Raw genomic sequence first — 21,579 nt, 5'->3', positions numbered from 1 at the left:
GGCAAGGAAGGGGCTCGACCGTGGCAGCACCGCCCAAACACCCGTATGCGTTCAGCCGGAGAGACCGCGACAGCCTTCCCCACACACAACCGCTGACCGGCCGAGTGATCGCGGTCACCGGGGCGGGCCGCGGGATCGGGCGTGCCGTCGCCGCCCGGCTCGCCGCGGCCGGAGCCGCCGTGGCGATCGGCGATCTCGACGCGGGGCTTGCCGGGGAGACGGCCGGCGCCATCGGCGCGCGTCCCGGTGGCCGACTGCTCGGACTGTCTCTCGACGTCACCGACACACCTTCCTTCGATGACTTCCTACGCACCGTCGAGACTGAGCTGGGGCCGATCGACGTACTGATCAACAACGCCGGAATCATGTGGGTGGGCCCCTTCGAGGAGGAACCGGAGGAAGCCGCCCTGCGCCAGTTCGACGTCAACGTCCACGGCGTACTGCGCGGGATGAAACTCGTGATCCCGGGGATGCGGAAACGCGGGCGCGGCCACGTGGTGAACATCGCCTCCGCCGCCAGCAAGGTCGCCCCGGCAGGCGAGGCGACCTACGCGGCGACGAAGCACGCCCTCCACGGCTACAGCGCAGCCGTCCGCGCCGAACTGCGCGGCACCGGCGTGCACGTGTCCCTGGTGATGCCCGGCGTGGTGGACACCGAGCTGGCCGTGGGCACCGCGACCGGCCCCACTCGGCGCCTGACGCCGGATCAGGTGGCCGACGCGGTGCTCGACGTCGTCCTGCGCCCGCGGTTCGAGGTCTTCGTTCCACGCCGGATAGCCGCCCTGCCCCGGTTGGCCGCGCTGCTGCCGGGCCGCGCCCGCGACGCCCTGCATCACTTCCTTGTCCCCGACCAGCTCGCCGCCCTGTCCGACCGGTCGGTCCGCGCGGCCTACGAGCAGCGCACCCGGACCGCCCGCCATCCCGAAAGGTGAGCCCGTGACCACCACGCCTGAGTCGTCGATCAGCGCGAAGAAGGCTGAGGACGCCGCCGCTCCGCGTCCCATCCCCGAATTCGAGGGCGTCCACGACGTATGGCCCCGCGGCGACCGGCTGCGCGCCGTGCGCGGCGCGGCTGCCGCCTACCGTGAGCGGTTCGTCCAGCAGGGCCGCATCCACGCCGTCCGCAGTTTCGACATCGCCGCCGCCCCGTACCCGACCCGGTTCGGCTTCCACGGCGCCGCGCTCGCCGTCAACCCGTTCGTGAGCATCGTCAACCGGATGCTCGTCGTGCGGTTCGACGGCTTCGACGGTGAGCCGAAAACACTGGTGTGGGAGCCGACCGTCGCCGCCGGAACGGCTCAAGCGCCGTTCTACGCGCAGCTCAAGCGGCTGGCGGGGGACTTTCTCACCGAGCATGCCTTCGCCCGCTTCTACCAGGATCCGGACACCGTCCTGCCTTCCTGCGGTCTGCGACCCGAGGACGTGGACTTCGTCAGCTTCGACCACCTGCACGTCCAGGACGTGCGCATGATCATGGGAAGTACCAGCACGATTCCGGGCGAACGAGCGCCCCGCGAAGCGCTGTTCCCGCGCGCCAGGCTGCTGGTGCACCGCAGGGAGCTGGGCACCTTCGAATCGGTGCATCCGATGCAGTGGGCCTGGTACGTCGACGGAGGCATGGACGGCGTACCGGCCGAGCGCGTCACCGCATTCGACGGCGATGTCGAACTCGGCGTCGGCGTCAGCCTGTTGTGGACCCCCGGCCACACGGACGGCAACCACTCCCTGGTGCTGAACACCCCCGACGGGGTGTGGGTCTCCTCCGAGAACGGCATCTCGGCCGACAACTGGCAGCCCGAGCTCTCCCGCATCCCCGGGGTGCGCCGCCACGCCGCGTTCTACGGCCGTGAGGTGGTCCCCAACGCCAACACCCTGGAGGACTCTCTCGACCAGTACGACTCCATGGTCAAGGAGAAGACCCTCGCCGACCCCAGCCGGCGCGACCCGCGCTGGCTGCAGATCCTGCCCTCCTCGGAGCTGGCCCCCTTCAAGCGGCACTGGCCGGTGCGGCCCAGCTTCTTCCACGGCGGTCTGAACTACGGCGAGTTGACCCCTGCCGGTGGTGGCCGATGACCGGCCCGGCCGCCCGCCGGATCGCCGTAGACAGCGTGGACGGCGTGGAGTTGGCCGCCTATCAGTGGGGAGCGTCCACGGCTCCTGCGGTGGTGCTGGTCCACGGCTATCCGGACACCAGCGCCGTGTGGCGCCCGGTCGCCGAACGCCTGGCCGACCGATTCCACGTCACCGCCTTCGACGTGCGGGGAGCCGGTGCCTCCCACCGGCCCAGGGGGCTGCGCGCCTACCGGATGTCCCGTCTGGAAGCCGACCTGGAGGCGGTGCTCGACGCCGTGAGCCCCGATCGTCCGGTGCACCTGGTCGGACACGACTGGGGATCGATCCATTCCTGGGAGTCGGTCACCGGCACCCGCCTGGCCGGGCGGATCGCCTCGTTCACCTCCATCTCCGGACCCTGCCTGGACCACGTCGGCCACCTGATCCGGGCCCGCCTCCGGCCGCGGCATCCGGATCTGCCGAAGATGCTGGGGCAGGCCGCACGGTCCTGGTACATCGCCTACTTCCATCTTCCGCTCCTGCCCGCCCTGACCTGGAGAGCACTGGGACACCGCTGGCGCGCCTTCCTCACCGGCGCCCAAGGCGTGCCCGGGGACACTCCCTACCCCGCGCAGACGCTGGCCCGCGACGCCGTGTCCGGCACCGCGCTGTACCGCGCCAACATGCTGCCCCGCCTGCTACGTCCCCGGGACCGGCGAACCACCGTCCCGGTTCAACTCATCATCCCCACCCGCGACTTCTGCGTCACCCCAGTGCTGTCGTACGGAGTGGAGCACTGGACAGGCCAGATACAACGGCGCCCGATCGACGCCGGGCACTGGGTACAGCTCAGCCACCCCGAGGAGATCGCGTCCCGGATCGCGGAATTCGCCCACCGCATCGAGGACACATCCCGCCGCACTCACGCTCCGGACCACACCGCGTACCCGATCTGACAGCTCAACAGACCAGCAGTGCTGGACGACTGCCCGACCACCCCTTCGCACACACCGACCGCTGACGGAGGAACCTGCCATGTTCCGAGCCGCACATGCCCACCCGGAGCGTCCGTCCGAGCCCATCGACCACCACGACCTGGTGCTGCAACCCCGGGACGTCACCTTCGACTGGGGTACCACGCCGCTGCACTGGCTGCCGGGTGAGCCCTTCGCGACCCACACCTTCGATGTGCTCCACCTCATGCTCCCCGAACTCGAACGCTGGTTCGTGCGCACCTTCGAGCAGGCACTGCCACTGATCACCGACGACCGGCTGCGCGAGGACGTGCGCGGTTTCATCGGCCAGGAAGCGATGCACGCCGAGGCGCACCAGGAGGTCCTGGAGCACCTGCTCACCAAGGGGCTGGACCCGGCTCCGTACACCCTGCAGTCCGAATGGATCTTCCGCAGGGTGCTCGGAGACCGGCCGGAGCTGACACCGGCCGCCGCACACGCGCACCTCCTCCAACGACTCGCCCTCATAGCGGCCTTCGAGCACTTCACCGCGTACATGGGTCACTGGATTCTCAGCAACAGGCACCTGGACCAGGCCGGCGCGGACCCCGCGATGCTCGATCTCTTCCGCTGGCACGGCGCGGAAGAGGTCGAACACCGTTCGGTCGCGTTCGACCTGCTGGTGCACCTCGATCCCCGCTACCGGCGCCGAACGGTCGGCATGCTCGTCACCGCTCCGGTGCTGACCCGGCTGTGGATCCGCGGAGTCCGCTTCCTGATGAGCGCCGACCCCGAACTCGACGACCGGGTCAAGGTCCGCTTCCGCGACTACCTGGCCGCGGCCCGCAAGGACCTGTTGCCCCCGCCGGTCTCGTTCGCCCGCTCGGTGCTGCGCTACTTCCGCCCTGGCTACCACCCGACGCAAGAGGGCTCGACCCAGCTGGCGGTCGCCTACCTGGCGGCGTCCCCCGCCGCCCGAGCGGCTGCCCAGTGACCCGGCGACCAGCAGGGCATCCCATGAGCACCAGCACACCCGTCACCCGGCCACCGGACCTGTACGGCAGGCCGCGCAGCGACTCCTTCATGCAGAAGCTGGCGGCTTTCAGCGACCACGCGGTCACACGCCTCGCGCGGCGCGGCACTCCTCGCACTCCTCCCAGGCGCCCGCCGGCCACCGAGATGCCCGTGATCCGGGAACTGGTGGTCGCCGCCAAACACCAAGAGGCCGAGGACGTCGTCTCCCTGCGGCTGGCAGCGCCCGACGGGTCACTACTCCCGCCCTGGCAGCCCGGCGCCCACATCGAACTGCACCTGTCCTCCGGCCGCAAGCGGCAGTACTCGCTGTGCGGCGACCCTGCCGACCGGTACCGGTACCGCATCGCGGTGCGTCGCATCGCCAACGGCGCAGGCGGCTCGGCCGAGGTACACGACGCCCTCGCAGACGGTATGCGGGTCGCCGTCACCGGGCCCCGGAACGCCTTCCCCTTCGCCGCCGAGGCATCCATCCTGCTCATCGCGGGCGGCATCGGCATCACCCCGATCCTGCCGATGGCCCGCGAAGCCGCCCGACGCGGGCTGGACTGGCGGCTCGTGCACACCGGCCGCAGCCGCGGCTCGATGCCCTTCGCGGCAGAGCTGGCCGACCTCGCGGCCGCAGCCCCTGGCCGGGTCTCCATCCGTCCTGACCACGAGTCCGGCGTGCCCGAAGCAGCCGATCTGTTGAGCTCGATCTCGGCGGCGGGTGCGGTGTACTGCTGCGGGCCCGCGCCCATGATCGACGGCGTTCGGCGCGCGTTCGGTGACAGCCGCGCGTCCGCCCTGCACTTCGAGCGTTTCGCCCCGGCCCCGATCACGGACGGCCGTCCCTTCGAACTCCAACTGGGCGGCACCGGGCGCGTTCTGCCGGTGCCGTACGACCGCTCCGCCCTGGATGTTCTCCACGAGGCCCTGCCGGACCTGCCGTTCTCCTGCCGCCAGGGGTTCTGCGGCACCTGCCGGGTACGGGTGGCCCAGGGCCACGTCGATCACCGTGACCGCCGGCTCACCGCCACCGAACGCGCGGCCGGCGCCATGCTGCCCTGCGTCTCACGTGCACCGGAAGGAGAGCGGTTGGTGCTGGAGGTGTGAGCGATGGCCGAGTGCCCGTCGAGGAAGTCTGCGTGACGCCCTCCGGCCCTCTTGCCAACACAGTCAGCGGGGTCTGCACGGTGAGCGGTGTAACTCTTGAGCTGGAAGCGGCAGTTGACGACTGACGTGACGAGTGACACCGAGGCCGGGAAGGCTGCTGTGAGGGGCGAGCGCCGTGGATGACGGCGGCACTCCAGGTGGCTCCGTCGAGCAGCCGCTGAGGCCATCGAGGGTGCGGTGGCCAGCGTATTCGGCCAGTTGTCAGCCGCTCTTGCGGCCGAGCGGGCCGAGCAGGGCACGGACGTAGTCACGCATCGTAGTCCCGCATACGGCGTCGCAGGTCCGCGCGGCCAAAGTGGTGGCCGATGCGGAGGAAGAGGTCTTCGAGTTCACGGTCCCAGGCCGTGTCCGCAGCGTCGTCGATCACGTTGGGAGACTGCCCGGATCGCACCGCGGCCAGTTCTGGTATCGACTCCGTGGAGGGGCGGTCCGCCAAGACCGCCCCTGACACGCCATCAGCCGACTGCACTCCGGGCGATGCCTCTCGGCCGGGCCAGAAAGCGAAACGCTGCTGGAGGCGCCCTTCTCCGGCCGACGACTCGTCAGCCGGCTCATCCGACTCCGTAGCAATGCGGGTTTTAAGGCTTGAGCACCGCCAAGACGTCGTCGAGCGAAACGTTGGCGGGGTCACTCATATCGAGACCATCGAACGTCTGCCAGACATAGGACGCCGTCCCGTTCACCCGCAGCGGATGGAAGTCGGCCAAGTCCGGAGCGTCCCGGAACCTGTTGAACGCCTCTTCGGACTCCCATTCGACGACAAACAGAACCTGCCGTGGCGCGAGGTCACCGGCCACGCTGTCTCGGAAACGGCCAAAGGCCACCATTCGGCCACCATATTGCGGAGCCTCTTCAGGCAAACGGCGGAAGTACGCGAGGTACTTCTCCAAGTCGGCCACGTCAAACATATTCAGGGCGTAGAACTTCTTCTGTGAATTCGCGCTCATTGCCAATACCCTCTCCGGTATCAGGAAACTGGCGTTCGCTGCTCTAGACGGGCACGGGGCACCGGCAGCAGGACGCACGCATTGTTGATGATGATGTTGACGTCGGTCGCGACTTGCGCCACCTCAGTGACCCTCGCAGCCACTATCGACGGAGTAATAGGGCGGTTGCCCTTTGCGTCGCACGGGGAAGCCATCCGTACTCCTGAGTAATGGGGTCGGAAATCGCCCGCCTCCGCAACGTAAACCGATCGGTTCCCTGATCGTAAACCGATCGGTTTTCGCGCGCAAGTCCGAGCGGAGGGATGCCGTCCGGTGTGCCCCGTTGTCCGCGCGAACTGACTGTTCGTGGCCGGTTCACGGTTGGACGGTCCGGCGGCGCCCGGCCGCTCGTCCGTATTGCGAAGCAACCCCACTCCGGCCCAGCGAAGGGCGCCTGGCCTGGGAGAGCTCCCCTCAGACACCTCCCCGCGACACCGCGCCCCGACACACCGCAGCCGACGCCGGCGCGGCCCGGCCGCCGAATTTCGAGGAACCCCCTGTCCCCGGGCTGAATGTGACGGAAGATCCCCGCATGACTCAACATCAGAGCGACCCGGCACCGGCGACCGGCGCGGCCGACTCCTACCTGGCGGGGCTTCGTGAACGGCTGGCCGCCGACGGGTCGGTGGTGACCGGGACCACCTGGCGCGACCGCCCGGTGATGATAGGCAGCCGGTCGGACCGCAAGGCGCGGTGGTTCGGCACCAAGGCGGAACTGTTCGTCCTCGCCGCCTCGGTCCCCGAGGTCGACCAGGCCCTGCTGACCGAGTACACCGGGTGGGCCCTGGACTACGCGAAGAACCTGCGGGGCGGGCTGGCCGGCGCCCGCAACGCCGCGCTGATCCTGCCCGCACTGGTCACGGGCAACGCCCGGCCCGACGCGCGGACTTGGGCCGCCAAGGACGCCCGGGTCCTCGGAACGTCTCTCATAGGACGGCCCATCACCGTGGAGACGTCGGGGTCGGGAGTCATCCGGGTCACCATGTACCGGGGCGGGAGCATGTACGGCGGGATGTTCACGGGGCACGTCCTGGCGAAGGCCGCACTCTACTTCCCCTAGTAACTCCCTTGATAACTCTCCCTGATTGATCGGGCATCGGACATCGGGCAGGGGCGGATACCGAGGACCGATACCGGGGACCACAACCCGGCCGAATCGTTCACCCCGCCGGACGGCGGGAGTTCGCCCCGCACGCTCACCTCGTCAGCCGATGGGCTCCGGCATCGGCCGGACGTCGTAGGAGAGGCCGATGACGTCCCCGCCCGCCGGGTCGGCCAGTTCGACACGCCAGCCGTCGGCGAACTGGTCGACCCCAACGGCCATGGGGATGGTCCCGGAGATCAGGACAGTCCCGGGAATCAGCTCGCCGCGGGAACGCAGAACCTCAACCCAGTAGGCCGGGGTGAGCAGTTCGGCCAGTGTGCCGGTCTGGATCTCGGTCTCCGTGCCGGCGTGACTGACCCACGCGCGCAGGGTGATCTCGTCGACACGGGACTCCACATCGGCCAGCCGCCAGGCGCGACGCGCGAGGACGTCGGGGCCGGCGTTCTTGCTCCAGGCCACCCCGTGCACCTCCAGGTCACGATCGGTGTGATCGCACGCGGCGGTCAGCAGCAGCTCCCCGTCCTCCGCGACGACCAGCGCCCACTCGGCCTCGCCGGAAGTGCGCCCGTGCTGGACCGCGACCCGCTCCGTCTGCTGGGCGAGGTACGGGGAGACGGGATAGAGCGCCGGCGTCACGGCCGGACCCGGCACACCCAGCTCGGCGAGTTCAGCGACGTGCGCGGCGACGTCGTCCTGGCAGCGCCCGGCGTACCCGGCGTTGAGGACCTGGACGACATCGACCTCGCGCGTCGATCCGTCGGGCAGGTCGAAGGTCAGCACGGACATGAGGGCACTCCCAGGGATCGGGGAACAGGGAACGGAAGCCCGGGGAACCTGATTTCTCCACGGTTAACTTCCGGCGCAGGGCTTGCGCATACCACCTGTATACAAGAAGTATGCCGGAAGGTCGATGTCCCCGAGCAAGGATGGGCCCCATGCACGACACCCCGAAGAGCGACGCCGGGGCCGCGGAGAAGCGCTCCGGCGTCCGCCGCGCCTTCGTCGCCAGCCTCACCGGCACCGCCCTGGAGTGGTACGACTTCGCCGTCTACTCCGCCGCGGCGGCCCTCGTCTTCGGCGACCTCTTCTTCCCCTCCGAGGACCCGCTCACCGGCACACTCCTCGCGTTCTCCACCTACGCGGTCGGCTACATCTCCCGCCCCCTCGGCGGCCTCGTCTTCGGCCGGCTCGGCGATGTGATCGGCCGCAAGAAGGTGCTGATCGCCACCCTCGTCCTGATCGGCGTGGCCACCTTCGCCATCGGCCTGCTGCCCGCCTACGGCACGATCGGCGTCGCCGCGCCCATCGCCCTGGTCGTGCTGCGCTTCGCCCAGGGCGTCGGCGTGGGCGGCGAGTGGGGCGGCGCGGTGCTGCTGTCCAGCGAGTTCGGCGACTCCCGCCGCCGGGGCTTCTACGCCTCCGCCGCGCAGGTGGGCCCGCCCGCCGGCAACCTGCTCGCCAACGGCGTGCTCGCCGCCCTCGGCGCCCTGCTGACCGAGGCGCAGTTCGAGTCGTGGGGCTGGCGGGTCGCGTTCCTGCTGTCCGGCGTCCTGGTCGGCTTCGGGCTCTGGATCCGCGCCAAGCTGGAGGAGACCCCGGTCTTCAAGGCGATGGAAGCCGAACAGTCCCGCCCCCAGACCCCGATCCGCGAGGTCTTCACCACCCAGCCCCGCGCCCTCACCGCCGCGATCCTCTGCCGGGTCGGCCCGGACGTCCTCTACGCGATGTTCACTGTCTTCGTGCTGACGTACGCCACCCAGGAACTCGACATGTCACGCGGCTCCGCCCTCGCCGCCGTGCTCATCGGCTCCTCGGTCCAGGTCTTCCTGATGCCCCTGGCCGGCGCCCTCTCCGACCGCGTCAACCGCCGCCTGCTGTACGGCATTTCAGCGATCGCCGCCGCGGTGCGGCCGTTCGTGTTCTTCCCGATGGCCGCCGGCGGTTCCTGGCTGCCGCTCGCCGCCGGAGTCCTCGTCGCCCTGGTGATCCACTGCTGCCTCTACGGCCCGCAGGCCGCCTTCATCGCCGAACAGTTCTCACCCCGCCTGCGCTACACCGGCTCCTCGCTGGCCTACACCCTGGCCGGAATCATCGGCGGCGCCATCGCCCCGCTCCTGTTCACCACCCTGCTGAGCGCCTACGACAGCTGGATACCGCTGGCCCTCTACATCGCCCTCGCCTCCGCGATCTCCCTGGTGGGCGTCATGCTGGGCCGCAATCCCGAGGCCGCCGTAGACGAGGACGAACAGCTCGCCGCGCCGAAGACCCCGGCCACGGCAGACCTCCACTGACCACACCCACACCACCCCGCCCCAGACAAGGAGGCACCGCGTTATGCGGATCGCCCTCAGCCAGCTGACCACCGGCCCCGACCCCGAGAAGAACCTGCGCCTCGTCGAGGAGTGGACGCGCCGCGCCGCCGACGCCGGAGCCCGGGTCGTCGTCTTCCCCGAGGCGTCGATGGCCTGCTTCGGCACACCGCTGACCCCGCTCGCCCAGCCCCTCGACGGACCGTGGGCCGACGGCGTCCGCGAGATCGCCCGGGCGACCGGCACGGTCGTCGTGGCCGGCATGTTCACCCCGGCCGACGAGGGCCGGGTGACCAACACCCTGCTGGCCACCGGACCCGGCGTCGAGGAGTCGTACGACAAGATCCATCTCTACGACGCCTTCGGCTTCCGCGAGTCCGGGACCGTCGCCCCGGGTTCGCGCCCCGCCGTGATCGACGTGGACGGCGTCCGGCTGGGTCTGGCGACCTGCTACGACGTCCGCTTCCCCGAGTTGTTCCGGGCGCACGCCGACGCCGGGGCGGTGGGCACCCTGCTGGCTGCCTCCTGGGGCGCGGGCCCCGGCAAGCTCGACCAGTGGGAACTGCTGGTGCGGGCCCGCGCGCTGGACGCCACCGTCTGGATCGCCGCCGTCGGCCAGGCCGATCCCGGCACCGGTCCGGGCCCGGTGCCGACCGGCATCGGACACAGCCTGGTGGTCGGCCCCGACGGGACCGTACGGGCCTCCCTCGGCGCCGAGCCGGAGCTGCTCGTGACCGACCTGGACGTCGACGAGGTCGGCGCGGTCCGCGAGAAGACGTCCGTGCTGGCGAACCGGCGGCCGGAGGTGTGGCGATGAGCGGACCCGAGTTGGAGTTCCACCTTCCCGACGGACCCTGGCGCCCACCGGCCGGCGCCGGACCCGGTGTCGAGGAGTGCGTGCTGGCCGAGGATCCGGAGAGCGGTCGGCGTACCGCGCTCGTCCGGTGGGCGCCGGGCACGGACTCCTCGGCCGCGGGCGTGGCGCTGCACGACGTATGGGAGGAGGTGTATCTCGTCGAGGGAGCGATGCACGACCTGACGCTGGACCGCACCTTCACGGCGGGCATGTACGCCTGCCGTCCTCCGGGCATGCCGCACGGGCCGTGGACCTCGGCGGACGGTGTGACGATGCTCGTGATCACCTACCCCTGACCGCCGAGGAGCGGCTTCAGCCGTCGAGGAGCACCTTGAGGGTCGACTGCAGGTGGTGGTCGATGGCCGCGCACGCGGCCTGCGCGTCACCGGCGGCGAGGGCGTCGACGATGGCCTCGTGCTCGTCGAGCACCGCCTTCTGCCGGCCCTGCTGGTTGAAGACGGCGACCACTCCGGCGCGGACCTGGCGGCTGCGCAGACCGTCGTAGTGCCGGTCCAGAAGAGTGTTCCCCACGGCCGACACCAGGGACGCGTGGAAGCGGTGGTCCACGGCGATGAACTCCCGGGTCTCCTCGGCGCCGGTGAGCGCGCGCTGCTGTTCCAGCAGGGAGCGGAGTTCCTCCAGGGGCACCCGTCCGGCCGCGACGAGCCGCTCGGCCGCGTACCGCTCGGCCATGCCGCGCAGCTCCATCAGCTCCCGGACCTCGCGCCCCGTCAGAGGCGCCACCCGGGCACCGCGCTTGGGCACGAGTTCGACCAAGTCCTCCGCGGCGAGCATCAGCAGCGCCTCGCGGATGGGGGTGCGGGAGACGCCGATACGATCGGCGAGCTCCTGCTCCGACAGGAAGGCCCCCTGCATCTCGGGGTCCGTCAGCACCGTGTCCTTGAGATACGCGTAGGCCTTCTCCCGACCGGACGCCACGGCAACCCCCAGACATCGCATACAGTTTGTATACCGACGCTACCACGCACGCTCCCGCCCACCGGAGCCGTACGGCGCCCCGCCTCCGGAAGCCGGCGCCGACGCACGAGTTCTGCTCTGTGGATAGAGGTGGATAGAGTTCGACGGACTGGACTCCGATCAGAGCCCTTTGACGTAACGGCCTGGCGTTCGGCACACGGTCACGCCAGGCAGAGGGTGCAACACACCGAAAGTGACAGAATTGACCATGAGCAACGTCTACTTCGACATCACCATCGACGGCGCCCCGGCCGGCCGCATCGTCTTCAACCTCTTCGACGATGTCGTCCCGAAGACCGCCCGCAACTTCCGCGAGCTGGCCACCGGGCAGAACGGTTACGGCTACGCCGGTTCCGGCTTCCACCGCGTCATCCCGCAGTTCATGCTGCAGGGCGGTGACTTCACCAACCACAACGGCACCGGTGGCAAGAGCATCTACGGTGAGAAGTTCGCGGACGAGAACTTCGACCTGAAGCACGACCGCCCGTACCTGCTGTCGATGGCGAACGCCGGCCGCAACACCAACGGCTCGCAGTTCTTCGTCACCACCGTCGTCACCTCGTGGCTCGACGGCAAGCACGTCGTCTTCGGCGAGGCCGTCGAGGGCACGGAGATCATCGACAAGATCGAGTCCCTGGGCTCGCAGTCGGGCGCCACGAAGGCCAAGATCGAGATCGCCGCTTCCGGCGTCGTCGAGGGCTGATCCGGACGCAGGAACAGCGCAATCTCAGCTGCGGGCCCCGAGGACGAAGCTTCGTCCTCGGGGCCCGCGGCAGCATGTCCAGGAAGGCAGGCTAATCCACCGCCTCGACCGCTCCCCCTACGATTGCCGCGAGTGCCGCCAGGACTTCTTGACCGGGTCCGATTTCCGAACAGGCCGCGCGGCCCGAGGCAGCCGTTCCCTGATGGCGTCGGCAGCTTTCTCCGACGTGTGGAACAGGTAATCCGCAAGGGAGCCGGAAAAACCCACAGGGCAAAGCAATTCATCACGAACCGTAAGTATCTTGAGGCAGGCGTAGAAGGTGAGCCGGGCGACGTCGTCCGGGGTCGGTGCCGTCGCGACCGTCACGAGACACAGGACGGCGAGGGGGTAACGGCGTCGCCACGCGAGCGAGGCCGAGGCCAGGAACACCAGAATGACCAGGTCGGTCATGCGGTGCCGGTGGGCCTCGTCGTAGCCGTCGCCCCACGCGTACTGGACCGACACGAAGGTGAGAACGAGCGCCAGTGCGGCGTCGACGAGCCGCTGTTGCCCTGTAGGGCTCGGTAGTTGACCACCGGGGCGCAGCAGCGCGCCGACCGCTCGACGCAGCCGAACCGGAACTGGTCGGGCCGGGACTTCCTCTCCCACCGTCAGCGGCCCATTCTCGCGGGTGCCGGCGGCGCCCGGAATCCCTCCGACGGACGGGCCGCGTACATCCGTCGGCTACATCGCAAGGATGGCCTTGTGGGCCATCACCCCAGTGCGGTACGGGAATTGGTCCGGGCGACCGGCGCCCGACCTCAACTCCACCACGCAGTACGTCGATCTGAAACCCGGCACGGACGCGCACGCGTATCTCACCGCGCTCAACGCCGAGTTGAAGCCCCTGGGGGTCACCGCGAGCACCACCAAGTCCTCGAACGGCAGCGGCACCGCCACCGTCCTCGACTCGCTCACCGCGCTGCTCACTCTGATGCTGGTGTGCGTCGCCGGGCGCGGTGTGCTGGGCGGGGTCGTCCTCGACACCCATGAGTGCGTCCACGACCTGGGCATTTACAGGGCGCTCGGCATGACACCCCGGCAGACCGTCACGATGGTCGTCACCTCGGTCGTCCTGCCTGGGATGGCCGGTGTCGCCGTCGCCGTACTCGGGTCTCTGCTACCGGCCGGCTGGGCGGCACGCATCCGTACGGCGACCGCACTCCGAGCCGAGTAGAGGCGAGTAGTGCCGAACAGCTACGCCCCACAGGCACGCAACCCTCTCGCAACCTTGCGTGTGATGCCCTGGGTCGACGATCCGCATCCGGCTCCTGGGACGGCTGACATGGACGACAACACCCCGCGCGTCGAACTCACCCCCGCCGCAGCCGATCTGCTGCGCCAACTCCACGCACAGCACGGCCCGTTGATGTTCCACCAGTCCGGCGGCTGCTGCGACGGCAGCGCGCCCATGTGCTACCCGGAGGGCGAGTTCCGCACCGGCGGCTCGGACGTGCTGCTCGCCGAGCTGGAGGTCGAGGGTGTGCCGGAGCCCGTGACCTTCTGGATCTCGCGCAGTCAGAACGAGGTGTGGAGCCATACGCGGCTGATCGTGGACGTCGTAGCAGGCCGTGGCAGCGGTTTCTCGTTGGAGGCACCCGAGGGGGTGCGTTTTCTCACCCGTTCCCGTGTAGTCGGCGCCTAGCAGCCCCGCCGGTCACCGTCATCTGATGCACTTCCCCTGAGACTTGAGAGAGTTGACGAGACATCAGGGGACCCTGTGACGCACCGTCAAAAACGTTTAAGAGCAGGCAGATCCGTACTCACACTTCTCACGGCATTCGGCGCGCTGGCCGGTGCGGCCCTGGTGGGGGCCGCACCGGCCGGCGCCGTGCCGGACACCACACAGCTCGCGCCCGGCGTCACCTACCGGCAGTTCGACATCACGGCGGCCAAGGGTGTGACCCACGCCCATGTGGTCGTCGTGGACCTGCGCAACACCCATGTCCGGGTCAACCTGCTGTACCCGGGCGCGGTGGCGGCCCGGGAACCCGTCTCCCGGCTGGCCGACTCGGCGGGCGCCGTCGCGGGCGTCAACGGTGACTTCTTCAACATCACCGAGACCCAGCACCCGGGTGTCGAGGCCACCGGCTCCACCGACGGACCCGCCGTCGCGAGCGGCATCGCGCTGAAGGCCGCGGTGCCGGACGGCCAGCGCTTCGGGCCCGCGCTGCCGCCCGGCACGAACACCCGCAACGTGCTCGGTGTGGGGGTCGACCGGGTGGCCCGGCTGAACAGTCTCGCCCTCAGCGGGTCGGTCCGCACCCCGCACGAGCTGCTGACGCTCGGCGGGTTCAATCAGTACGCGCTGCCGGAGAACTCCATCGGTGCGTTCACCACACAGTGGGGCAGCGTCTCCCGGGTCCGTGCCACATGTGGCACAGACACGAACCGGGCCGGCGCCTGTAGTGCCGACACCTATGAGGTAACCGTCCGTGGGGGCCGGGTCGTGTCGGCATCCAACACCCCCGGCAGCGGTGCCATCGCCGCGGGCACCACCGTTCTCGTCGGCCGTGAGACGGGGGCGCAGCGGCTGCGGAAGCTGTACAACGGCGAGCGGGTCCAGGTGCAGCACCGTCTCGTGGCGTCGAGGTCCGGGGTTCCGTACCGCTTCGCCCTCGGCGGCTACCCCGTCCTGCGCAACGGCCAGCCTTTGTCCGGTCTCGACAACACGGCCTCGGCCGTCCGCACCGCCGTGGGGATCGCGAACGGCGGCCACCGTCTACTGCTGTTCGCGACGGACGGCGCGGCCGCCTACCGCAACGGTCTGACGATCGCCGAAGTCGCCACGCAGATGCGGGAGTTGGGCTCGGTCGACGCCTTCAGTCTGGACGGCGGCGGCTCGACGACCCTGGTCGCCCGCGCACCCGGCGCGAGCGCCGCCTCGGTACGGAACCATCCCAGCGGCGGCGCCGAGCGTCCCGTACCGAACGGCGTCGGGGTCTTCTCGACCAACTGATCAACCACCTGATCAATCAACTGGTCGACCGGCTGACCTCACGGATGCAGGCCGCTCACCAGATCCGCGGTGGCCGTCAGGCCACTGTGGATCGTGGGCGCCATGCTGGTGCTCGCCATGAAGAACCCGAGCAGTGCGCAGACCAGCGCATGGGAGAGCTTCAGCCCGCCGCTGCGCATGAAGATCACCGCAAGGATCAGGAGCAGCAGCACCACAGAGATGGAAATCGCCATCGTCACCCTCCTCCGCCACGCCGCCATGTCTGGTTCACGGCGTTCGGCCGCAAGTGTGGCGTAGCGGAGGGTTCGTCCGGGCTACTGACGTGTCCCCCGAACGGGTGTCACACAGACCGGCGCGCGTCCAGGAACGCTTCCAGCCCGGCCAGGTCGTCGGTGTTGAGGAAGTCCACACCGGCGGCGAACAGTTCGTCCCACAGCGCGTCACGGGCGGGGCCCGCCACGTCCGGGGTGTTCCAGAACCGCACGGTCTGCCCGTGGGCGTGCGCCTGCGCGACGATCGATCGCAGCTTCTGCCGTTCGGCGTCGGGGAAGGTCCCGGCGCCGAGCCAGGTGAAGTTGGTCTGCCAGTTGTCGCTGATGAGCGAGATGAAGGAGGCGGGCGCCGAGCCGCCGAGGTCGGCGAGCCGGCCGTCGTAGAAGGCGCGTCGTGCGGTCTGTGCCTCCATCGGGATACGGGCCGCGCGGTCGCCGGAGATGACGTTGGTGACGGCGCCGGGGTGGACGCGTCCGTGGGCGTAGGTCGTGAACAGGTGCTTGTAGCGCTGGAGATGGCGGTCGAGTTCGAGGTACGTCGAGGAGCCCTCGGTCTTGATGTCGATCAGGAGTTGCAGCGGATGGCGCCAACCCCGGTACACCGAGCCGTGGTTGGCCTTCACGAGGGCGGAGAGGGGGTCCAGGTAGAGGGATTCGAGGGTGCGGCTCGGGTCGAGTTCGGATGCGTCGTGCCCGATGAGGAGCTGGTCGCCGACGAGGAAGATGTCGGCCTCGACGCTGCCGAAGCGGTGGTCGAGGGCGTCGAAGAGCGGCCGGGGGTGCTCGTAGTCGTTGTGGGCGTGGGCGCGCCACAACGGCCGCTTGCGGTGCCCTTGTTCGCCGGCGAACGCGCTGCCGGCGGGCGGCGCGAGGACTGCCGCGACGGTGGCGCCGAGCGCGGTGAGGGCTCTGCGACGGGTGATGAGGGCCATGGTGTTCCTCCCTGTGGGGCGGGTTCGAACCACAGGGAGTATGAGGCTGTGAGCACGCCAACGAACCTGTACATGCCAGGAGTTGGCCGGACTGCCCTCGCTTGTTCACTCCTTCGGCGAGAGCGCACGGAAAAGCCCGCCCCAGGTGGGACGGGCTTCACCGGATGGACGACCGGTGGTCAGGGGGCTGACAGATCGACCAGTTCCGCCAGCGCCTCGCGATGGGCGCCCGCCGTGCCGTAGGCGATCGAGTCGGCCTTGGCCCGCTTCAGGTAGAGGTGGGCCGGGTGCTCCCACGTCATGCCGATGCCGCCGTGCAACTGCACGGCCTCCTCGGCCGCGTGGACGGCGACGGACGCCGCGTAGGCCTGCGCGACGGCGACCGCCACATCGGTGTCGTCACCGGTCGTGAGGGCGTCCGCGGCGTTGCGCGCGGCGGCCCGCAGGCTGACGACCTCCAGCCACAGCTGCGCCAGCCGGTGCTTGAGCGCCTGGAACCCGCCGACGGGCCGGTTGAACTGCTTGCGCTCCTTCAGATACCGGACGGTCTCCGTCAACGTCCAGTCGGCGACGCCCAGTTGTTCGGACGCGAGCAGCCCGGCCCCGGCCCGCAGAGCACGTCGTACGGCGGGTTCGGCGTCCCCGATCCGGCGCCCGGCGGCCCCGTCGAACACCACGCGCGCCAGCGGCCGGGTCAGGTCGAGGGACACCTGCGGTACGACGGTCACGGCGGCCGCGTCGACGGCGTACAGCCCGCCGTCCGCCCCCGGCACCAGCAGCACATCGGCGGCGGCCGCGTCCGCGATCCCGGTCAACTCCCCGTACAGGGAGCCTTTTTCCTGCCGTACGGCCTTGTGGGCGCCGCCCGGTGCGACGCTCAGGGAGACGGCGAGGACGCCGATCTTCCGGCCCGAGGCCAGGTCCGCGAGCAGGTCGTCCGCATCGCACGCGAGGAGTGCCTCGGTGGCGACGACCGCGCTCGTGAGGTACGGGACCGGGGCGACCGCGCGGCCCAACTCCTCCAGGACGACGGCGACTTCGCGGTGCGTGGCGCCCTGGCCGCCCTTCGCCTCGGGCACCAGGAGACCGGCAAGGCCCATGCCGTCGGCGAGGGACTTCCAGAGGGACAGGTCGTGCGGGGTGTCCGACTCGGTGCGCACGATGACACTCGCCGCGTCGCAGTGGTCGGTGAGCAGGTCCCGGACGGCCGAGCGCAGCGCCTCTTCCTCCTCCGAGTAGAGAAGATCTGTCATCGGGAGAGGTCCTTCCACGCGACGTTCTTGTCGGTGCGCGGCTCGGCCGGGAGGCCCAGGACGCGCTCGGCGACGATGTTCAGCAGGACCTCGCTGGTCCCGCCCTCGATGCTGTTGCCCTTGGAGCGGAGGTAGCGGTAGCCGGCGTCGCGGCCGGTGAAGTCGACCATTTCCGGGCGCCGCATGGTCCAGTCGTCGTACAACAGGCCTTCCTCGCCCCGGAGTTCGACCTCCAGGGCGCTGATCTCCTGGTTGAGACGGGCGAAGGAGAGCTTCATGCCGGAGCCCTCGTGGCCGGGCTGGCCGGCGACGAGCTGCTGGCGCAGCCGCTCGCCGGAGAGCCGGGCGACCTCGGCCTCCACCCAGACCTTGAGGAGGCGCTGGTGGAGGTCGTGCGTGCGCAACTCCGGGCGTTCGCGCCAGGTTTGGCTGATCGGGCCGATCATGCCGCCCTCGCGCGGGATGCGCATGCCACCGATGGAGACACGCTCGTTCATCAGCGTGGTCTGCGCGACCCGCCAGCCGTCGCCGACCTCGCCGAGGCGATGGGCGTCCGGGATACGGACGTCGGTGAGGAAGACCTCGTTGAACTCGGCCTCGCCGGTGATCTGGCGCAGCGGCCTGACCTCGACGCCGGGGTCGGTCATGTCGCAGATGAAGTAGGTGATGCCCGCGTGCTTGGGCACGTCCGGGTCGGTGCGCGCGATGAGGATGGCCCAGCGGGCGAGATGGGCGCTGGACGTCCACACCTTCTGCCCGTTGACCACCCACTCGTCGCCCTCACGGACGGCACGCGTACCGAGCGCGGCCAGGTCGGACCCGGCACCGGGCTCGCTGAAGAGCTGGCACCAGACCTCCTCGCCCACCCAAAGCGGCCTGAGGAAGCGCTGCTTCTGCTCCTCGGTGCCGAAGCGGAGGACGGTCGGCGCGGCCATTCCGAGGCCGATACCGATCCGGCGCGGGTCGTTGTCGGGAGCGCCGGCCGCCTCCAACTCGGCGTCCACGACGGCCTGGAGAGCGCGCGGGGCACCCAGCCCGCCGAGGCCCTCGGGGTAGTGCACCCACGCGAGCCCCGCGTCGAAACGGGCCTTGAGGAAGTCGAGCCGGTCGGTCTCCAGCGGCGGGTGCGCGGCCAGCAACTCCTGGGTGCGGCGGCGCAGTTCGGCCGCGCTGGTGGCCGCGCCCGTGGTCTCTTCGCTCATACGGCGGCTCCGTTCTCCAACGACGGTACGACGACGACCCGGCCGGTGGTGACACCGTCGCCGAGGCGCTGCACGGCGGCGGCCGCACCGGCCAGCGGGACGCGCTCACTCACCAACGGCTTGATGACGCCGCGTGCGGCCAGGTCGGTCAGCTGCTCGTGGCAGTGCTGGATCAGCTTCGGGTTCTTGGTGGCGTACAGGCCCCAATGCAGGCCCTGGATCGAGTAGTTCTTCACCAGGGCGTGGTTGAGGCTGGGGCTGGGAATCGTCCCGCTCGCGAAGCCCACGACCACGATCCGGCCCTCGAAGGCGACCACCTTCGTGGACTGCGTGTAGGCGTCGCCGCCGACCGGGTCGAAGATCACGTCGGCACCGCGTCCGCCGGTGGCCGCCTTGACGGCCGCGACGACGTCCTCGGTACGCCGGTCGATCACGACGTCGCAGCCCAACTCCCGTGCCACGACCGCCTTTTCGGCGCCGCCGACGACACCGATGACGGTGGCACCGGCGGCCTTGCCGAGCTGCACGGCCGCGCTGCCGACCCCGCCGGCGGCGGCGTGCACGAGCAGGGTCTCGCCTGCCTCCAGGTGGGCGCGCCGGTGGAGCGCGAACCAGCCCGTCTGGTAGCCGATGTGGAGTGCGGCGGCCTCGGCGTCGTCCAGCGAGTCGGGGGCGGGCAGCAGGGCAGCGGCGTCCGCGACGGCGTACTCGGCGAAACCGCCGTACGGCAGCGCGGGGTTGGCGATCACGCGGCGGCCGTCCTCGGTCTCGCCGCAGATCTCGACACCCGGGGTGAACGGGAGCGGGGGCCTGACCTGGTAGTGGCCTCGGCACATCAGGACGTCCGGGAAGTTGATGTTCGCGGCGCGTACCTTCAGCAGGACCTGGCCGTCGCCCGGCGTGGGTCGTTCCACCTCCGCCAGGCGCATCGCCTCACTTGGCTCGCCGTTCTCGTGCACTTGCCATGCCTGCATGCGGGGCCTCCACGGGACTGCTCTGTCTGACCGGGGTCGGTTGCATACTAAGCGGTCGCTTGCCGATGAGGGAACAGTCGGGTTCGTCACGGTGCGGTGGGTGCCGGTAGTTCTTTGGCTGCGGGCTCGTGGGGGCTGGTCGCGCAGTTCCCCGCGCCCCTGAAAACGGGGCGCTGCAGGGGGCGGCGTGTTTACTGGCCCCTCTTTGGTCTTGCCCTTACGTGCATTCGTTCGCCCTGGGGGCCGAACAGGCTCAGGAATTCCACCGGGCCCTCGCCCGTCGAGCCGAACCAGTGCGGTACCCGGGTGTCGAATTCGGCGGCCTCCCCCGGCCCCAGCACCACGTCGTGCTCGCCCAGCAGGAGCCGCAGGCGGCCGGACATCACGTACAGCCACTCGTAGCCCTCGTGCGTCCGGAGATCCGGCTCGACCTTCCGCTGCGGTTCCAGGACCTTGTAAGCCTGGAGGCCGCCGGGCTGGCGGGTCAGGGGCCAGTGGGTGCGGCCGCCTCGGACGATCGGCTCGGCGCGTACGCGCGGGTCTCGGACCGTCGGCGCCCCGACCAGTTCGTCCAGGGGCACCTGGTGCGCCCGCGCGATCGGCAGCAGCAGCTCCAGGCTGGGCTTGCGGAGGCCGGACTCCAGGCGGGACAGGGTGCTCACCGAGATGCCGGTCGCCTCCGAGAGGCCGGCGAGCGTCGCGCCCTTCTCCTTGCGGATCCGTCGCAGCCTCGGGCCGACCTCCGCGAGTACGTCGTCCGTGTCGTCGTTCATGACCGATATTGCAGTTTCGGCAAACACGTTTGTCAATACGGCAGTGATGGGTCGACCTTCGGGAGTGGAGGTGGTCACCGTGACCGAGACACATACGGGAACCTACGAAGTGGTCGTCATCGGCGGCGGAGCGGCAGGGCTCTCCGCCGCGCTGGTCCTGGGCCGGTCCCGGCGTCGCACACTGGTCGTCGACGCCGGTGAGCCGCGCAACACACCCGCCGCTCACATGCAGGGCTATCTGACCCGGGACGGCATGTCACCCGCCGAGTTCCTCGCCCTGGGCCGCGAGGAGATCGCGCGCTACGGCGTCGGCCTGGTCCGGGACCGCGCGGTGGACGTCACGAAGATCGAGGGCGAGGACTTCGCCGTGGCGCTTGCCGGTGGGGAGACCGTGCACGCGCGGCGGATCGTCGTCGCCACCGGGCTCAAGGACGAACTGCCCGCCGTCCCCGGAGTCGCCGAGCGCTTCGGGCGTGACGTGATCCACTGCCCGTACTGCCACGGCTGGGAGGTCCGTGACCAGGCCTTCGGGGTGCTCGCGACGACGGCGATGAGCGTGCACCAGGCGCTGATGGTCTCGCAGTGGTCGAAGGACGTGACCCTGTTCCTGCACACGGTCGCCGAGTCCGAGCTGACGGACGACGACCTGCGCAGGCTGGCCGCGGCCGGGGTCGCCGTAGTGCCTGGTGAAGTCGCGGAACTGGCCGTCGAGGACGACCGGCTCACCGGCGTCCGCCTCACGGACGGCACCACACACCCCCGCGAGGCCCTGTTCGTAGCGCCTCGGGCCGTCCCGCAGACCGGGCTGCTGGAGAAGCTGGGCGCCGAGCTGCAGGAGACCCCGTTCGGCGCGTACCCCGTGGTCGATCCGACGGGTCTGACGACCGTGCCCGGGGTGTGGGCGGTCGGCAACGCGATGGGCTTCGGAGAGCAGGTCGTGAACGCGGCTTCCGCCGGGTACCGGGCGGGCGCGACGATCAACGGCGAGCTGCTCATGAGCGATCTCGACGCGGCCGTCCGGGTGTAGACCGCCCGCCTCCGTTGCA

At 70.0% G+C, this 21,579-nt stretch carries 24 protein-coding genes and 1 pseudogene; 14 read left to right on the top strand and 11 right to left on the bottom strand.

Annotation, left to right across the window (positions count from 1 at the left end):
- The first annotated feature begins 20 nt into the window (after positions 1–20).
- The 5 genes from AC31A1_RS01975 (at position 21) to AC31A1_RS01955 (ending at position 5,132) form a co-directional block, all read left to right on the top strand.
- Entirely contained in the window at positions 21–932 is a 912-nt protein-coding gene (locus AC31A1_RS01975; protein WP_489651485.1) for an SDR family oxidoreductase, read from the top strand.
- Positions 933–936: 4 nt separating this feature from the next.
- Entirely contained in the window at positions 937–2,073 is a 1,137-nt protein-coding gene (locus tag AC31A1_RS01970; protein WP_489651484.1) for an MBL fold metallo-hydrolase, read from the top strand.
- Positions 2,070–3,008 carry an alpha/beta fold hydrolase gene (locus tag AC31A1_RS01965; RefSeq protein WP_489651483.1) on the top strand — a complete coding sequence of 313 codons (939 nt, stop codon included), beginning with the start codon at positions 2,070–2,072 and terminating at the stop codon, positions 3,006–3,008. Before AC31A1_RS01970 ends, AC31A1_RS01965 begins: the two co-directional genes overlap by 4 nt.
- A 79-nt stretch (positions 3,009–3,087) precedes the next feature.
- Positions 3,088–3,999, top strand: a complete 912-nt coding sequence (locus AC31A1_RS01960) for a metal-dependent hydrolase (RefSeq protein WP_489651482.1) — start codon at positions 3,088–3,090, stop codon at positions 3,997–3,999.
- A gap of 23 nt (positions 4,000–4,022) precedes the next feature.
- On the top strand, positions 4,023–5,132 hold the full coding sequence (locus AC31A1_RS01955) for a PDR/VanB family oxidoreductase (RefSeq protein WP_489651481.1): 1,110 nt from the start codon (positions 4,023–4,025) through the stop codon (positions 5,130–5,132).
- A gap of 187 nt (positions 5,133–5,319) precedes the next feature.
- Here AC31A1_RS01955 and AC31A1_RS01950 read toward each other — a convergent pair.
- Together AC31A1_RS01950 and AC31A1_RS01945 are read right to left on the bottom strand one after the other, a co-directional pair.
- Positions 5,320–5,556, bottom strand: a pseudogene (locus AC31A1_RS01950) (IS701 family transposase); the annotation flags it as partial.
- A 214-nt stretch (positions 5,557–5,770) separates the two neighbouring features.
- Positions 5,771–6,139: a DUF1330 domain-containing protein gene (locus tag AC31A1_RS01945; protein ID WP_489651480.1), complete on the bottom strand. Its 369-nt coding sequence runs from the start codon at positions 6,137–6,139 to the stop codon at positions 5,771–5,773.
- Between the two features lie 571 nt (positions 6,140–6,710).
- Between AC31A1_RS01945 and AC31A1_RS01940 the strand changes: the two genes are divergently transcribed.
- Positions 6,711–7,238 carry a hypothetical protein gene (locus tag AC31A1_RS01940; protein WP_489651479.1) on the top strand — a complete coding sequence of 176 codons (528 nt, stop codon included), beginning with the start codon at positions 6,711–6,713 and terminating at the stop codon, positions 7,236–7,238.
- A 144-nt stretch (positions 7,239–7,382) separates the two neighbouring features.
- Here AC31A1_RS01940 and AC31A1_RS01935 read toward each other — a convergent pair whose 3' ends face one another.
- Positions 7,383–8,069 carry a DUF2848 domain-containing protein gene (locus AC31A1_RS01935; RefSeq protein ID WP_489651478.1) on the bottom strand — a complete coding sequence of 229 codons (687 nt, stop codon included), beginning with the start codon at positions 8,067–8,069 and terminating at the stop codon, positions 7,383–7,385.
- Positions 8,070–8,218: 149 nt separating this feature from the next.
- Here AC31A1_RS01935 and AC31A1_RS01930 point away from each other — a divergent pair, with 149 nt between their 5' ends.
- The 3 genes from AC31A1_RS01930 to AC31A1_RS01920 are packed head-to-tail and all read left to right on the top strand — an operon-like array spanning position 8,219 to position 10,744.
- On the top strand, positions 8,219–9,574 hold the full coding sequence (locus AC31A1_RS01930; protein WP_489651477.1) for an MFS transporter: 1,356 nt from the start codon (positions 8,219–8,221) through the stop codon (positions 9,572–9,574).
- 43 nt (positions 9,575–9,617) lie between these two features.
- Positions 9,618–10,409, top strand: coding sequence for a carbon-nitrogen hydrolase family protein (locus AC31A1_RS01925; RefSeq protein WP_489651476.1), 792 nt, complete (start codon positions 9,618–9,620; stop codon positions 10,407–10,409).
- The gene (locus AC31A1_RS01920; protein ID WP_393753686.1) at positions 10,406–10,744 is read left to right on the top strand and encodes a cupin domain-containing protein; all 339 of its coding nucleotides are present in this window, start codon (positions 10,406–10,408) and stop codon (positions 10,742–10,744) included. The genes AC31A1_RS01925 and AC31A1_RS01920 overlap by 4 nt, the downstream gene beginning before the upstream one ends.
- A gap of 16 nt (positions 10,745–10,760) precedes the next feature.
- Here AC31A1_RS01920 and AC31A1_RS01915 read toward each other — a convergent pair whose 3' ends face one another.
- Complete coding sequence (locus AC31A1_RS01915; RefSeq protein ID WP_489651475.1) at positions 10,761–11,387, bottom strand: GntR family transcriptional regulator; 627 nt, start codon at positions 11,385–11,387, stop codon at positions 10,761–10,763.
- 247 nt (positions 11,388–11,634) lie between these two features.
- Between AC31A1_RS01915 and AC31A1_RS01910 the strand changes: the two genes are divergently transcribed.
- Positions 11,635–12,129, top strand: coding sequence for a peptidylprolyl isomerase (locus AC31A1_RS01910; protein WP_393753688.1), 495 nt, complete (start codon positions 11,635–11,637; stop codon positions 12,127–12,129).
- 117 nt (positions 12,130–12,246) lie between these two features.
- Here the strand turns inward: AC31A1_RS01910 and AC31A1_RS01905 are convergent, their stop codons facing one another.
- Entirely contained in the window at positions 12,247–12,777 is a 531-nt protein-coding gene (locus AC31A1_RS01905; protein ID WP_489651474.1) for a DUF7134 domain-containing protein, read from the bottom strand.
- 88 nt (positions 12,778–12,865) lie between these two features.
- Here AC31A1_RS01905 and AC31A1_RS01900 point away from each other — a divergent pair, with 88 nt between their 5' ends.
- The 3 genes from AC31A1_RS01900 (at position 12,866) to AC31A1_RS01890 (ending at position 15,127) form a co-directional block, all read left to right on the top strand.
- Positions 12,866–13,345, top strand: coding sequence for an ABC transporter permease family protein (locus AC31A1_RS01900; RefSeq protein ID WP_489651473.1), 480 nt, complete (start codon positions 12,866–12,868; stop codon positions 13,343–13,345).
- A 108-nt stretch (positions 13,346–13,453) separates the two neighbouring features.
- The gene (locus AC31A1_RS01895) at positions 13,454–13,813 is read left to right on the top strand and encodes a DUF779 domain-containing protein (protein ID WP_366498194.1); all 360 of its coding nucleotides are present in this window, start codon (positions 13,454–13,456) and stop codon (positions 13,811–13,813) included.
- A 162-nt stretch (positions 13,814–13,975) separates the two neighbouring features.
- A complete protein-coding gene (locus AC31A1_RS01890) occupies positions 13,976–15,127 on the top strand; it encodes a phosphodiester glycosidase family protein (RefSeq protein ID WP_489651472.1) in 1,152 nt (383 codons plus the stop codon).
- Positions 15,128–15,165: 38 nt separating this feature from the next.
- On the opposite strand, the gene AC31A1_RS01885 is transcribed toward AC31A1_RS01890, so the two are convergent.
- The 6 genes from AC31A1_RS01885 to AC31A1_RS01860 form a co-directional block, all read right to left on the bottom strand.
- Complete coding sequence (locus tag AC31A1_RS01885; RefSeq protein ID WP_026150825.1) at positions 15,166–15,360, bottom strand: hypothetical protein; 195 nt, start codon at positions 15,358–15,360, stop codon at positions 15,166–15,168.
- Between the two features lie 107 nt (positions 15,361–15,467).
- On the bottom strand, positions 15,468–16,331 hold the full coding sequence (locus AC31A1_RS01880; RefSeq protein WP_489651471.1) for a phosphatidylinositol-specific phospholipase C/glycerophosphodiester phosphodiesterase family protein: 864 nt from the start codon (positions 16,329–16,331) through the stop codon (positions 15,468–15,470).
- Positions 16,332–16,510: 179 nt separating this feature from the next.
- Positions 16,511–17,584: an acyl-CoA dehydrogenase family protein gene (locus tag AC31A1_RS01875; protein ID WP_489651470.1), complete on the bottom strand. Its 1,074-nt coding sequence runs from the start codon at positions 17,582–17,584 to the stop codon at positions 16,511–16,513.
- Positions 17,581–18,786, bottom strand: coding sequence for an acyl-CoA dehydrogenase family protein (locus AC31A1_RS01870; RefSeq protein WP_489651469.1), 1,206 nt, complete (start codon positions 18,784–18,786; stop codon positions 17,581–17,583). The genes AC31A1_RS01875 and AC31A1_RS01870 overlap by 4 nt, the downstream gene beginning before the upstream one ends.
- Positions 18,783–19,760 carry an NADPH:quinone oxidoreductase family protein gene (locus tag AC31A1_RS01865; protein ID WP_489651468.1) on the bottom strand — a complete coding sequence of 326 codons (978 nt, stop codon included), beginning with the start codon at positions 19,758–19,760 and terminating at the stop codon, positions 18,783–18,785. Before AC31A1_RS01865 ends, AC31A1_RS01870 begins: the two co-directional genes overlap by 4 nt.
- 191 nt (positions 19,761–19,951) lie before the next feature.
- Entirely contained in the window at positions 19,952–20,533 is a 582-nt protein-coding gene (locus tag AC31A1_RS01860) for a helix-turn-helix domain-containing protein (protein WP_384171558.1), read from the bottom strand.
- A gap of 46 nt (positions 20,534–20,579) precedes the next feature.
- Here AC31A1_RS01860 and AC31A1_RS01855 point away from each other — a divergent pair, with 46 nt between their 5' ends.
- The gene (locus AC31A1_RS01855; protein WP_489651467.1) at positions 20,580–21,560 is read left to right on the top strand and encodes an NAD(P)/FAD-dependent oxidoreductase; all 981 of its coding nucleotides are present in this window, start codon (positions 20,580–20,582) and stop codon (positions 21,558–21,560) included.
- Positions 21,561–21,579 lie beyond the last annotated feature (19 nt).

Source organism: Streptomyces sp. P5F9 (genome assembly GCF_057961495.1).
This window is presented reverse-complemented; position numbering and strand designations above follow the sequence as displayed.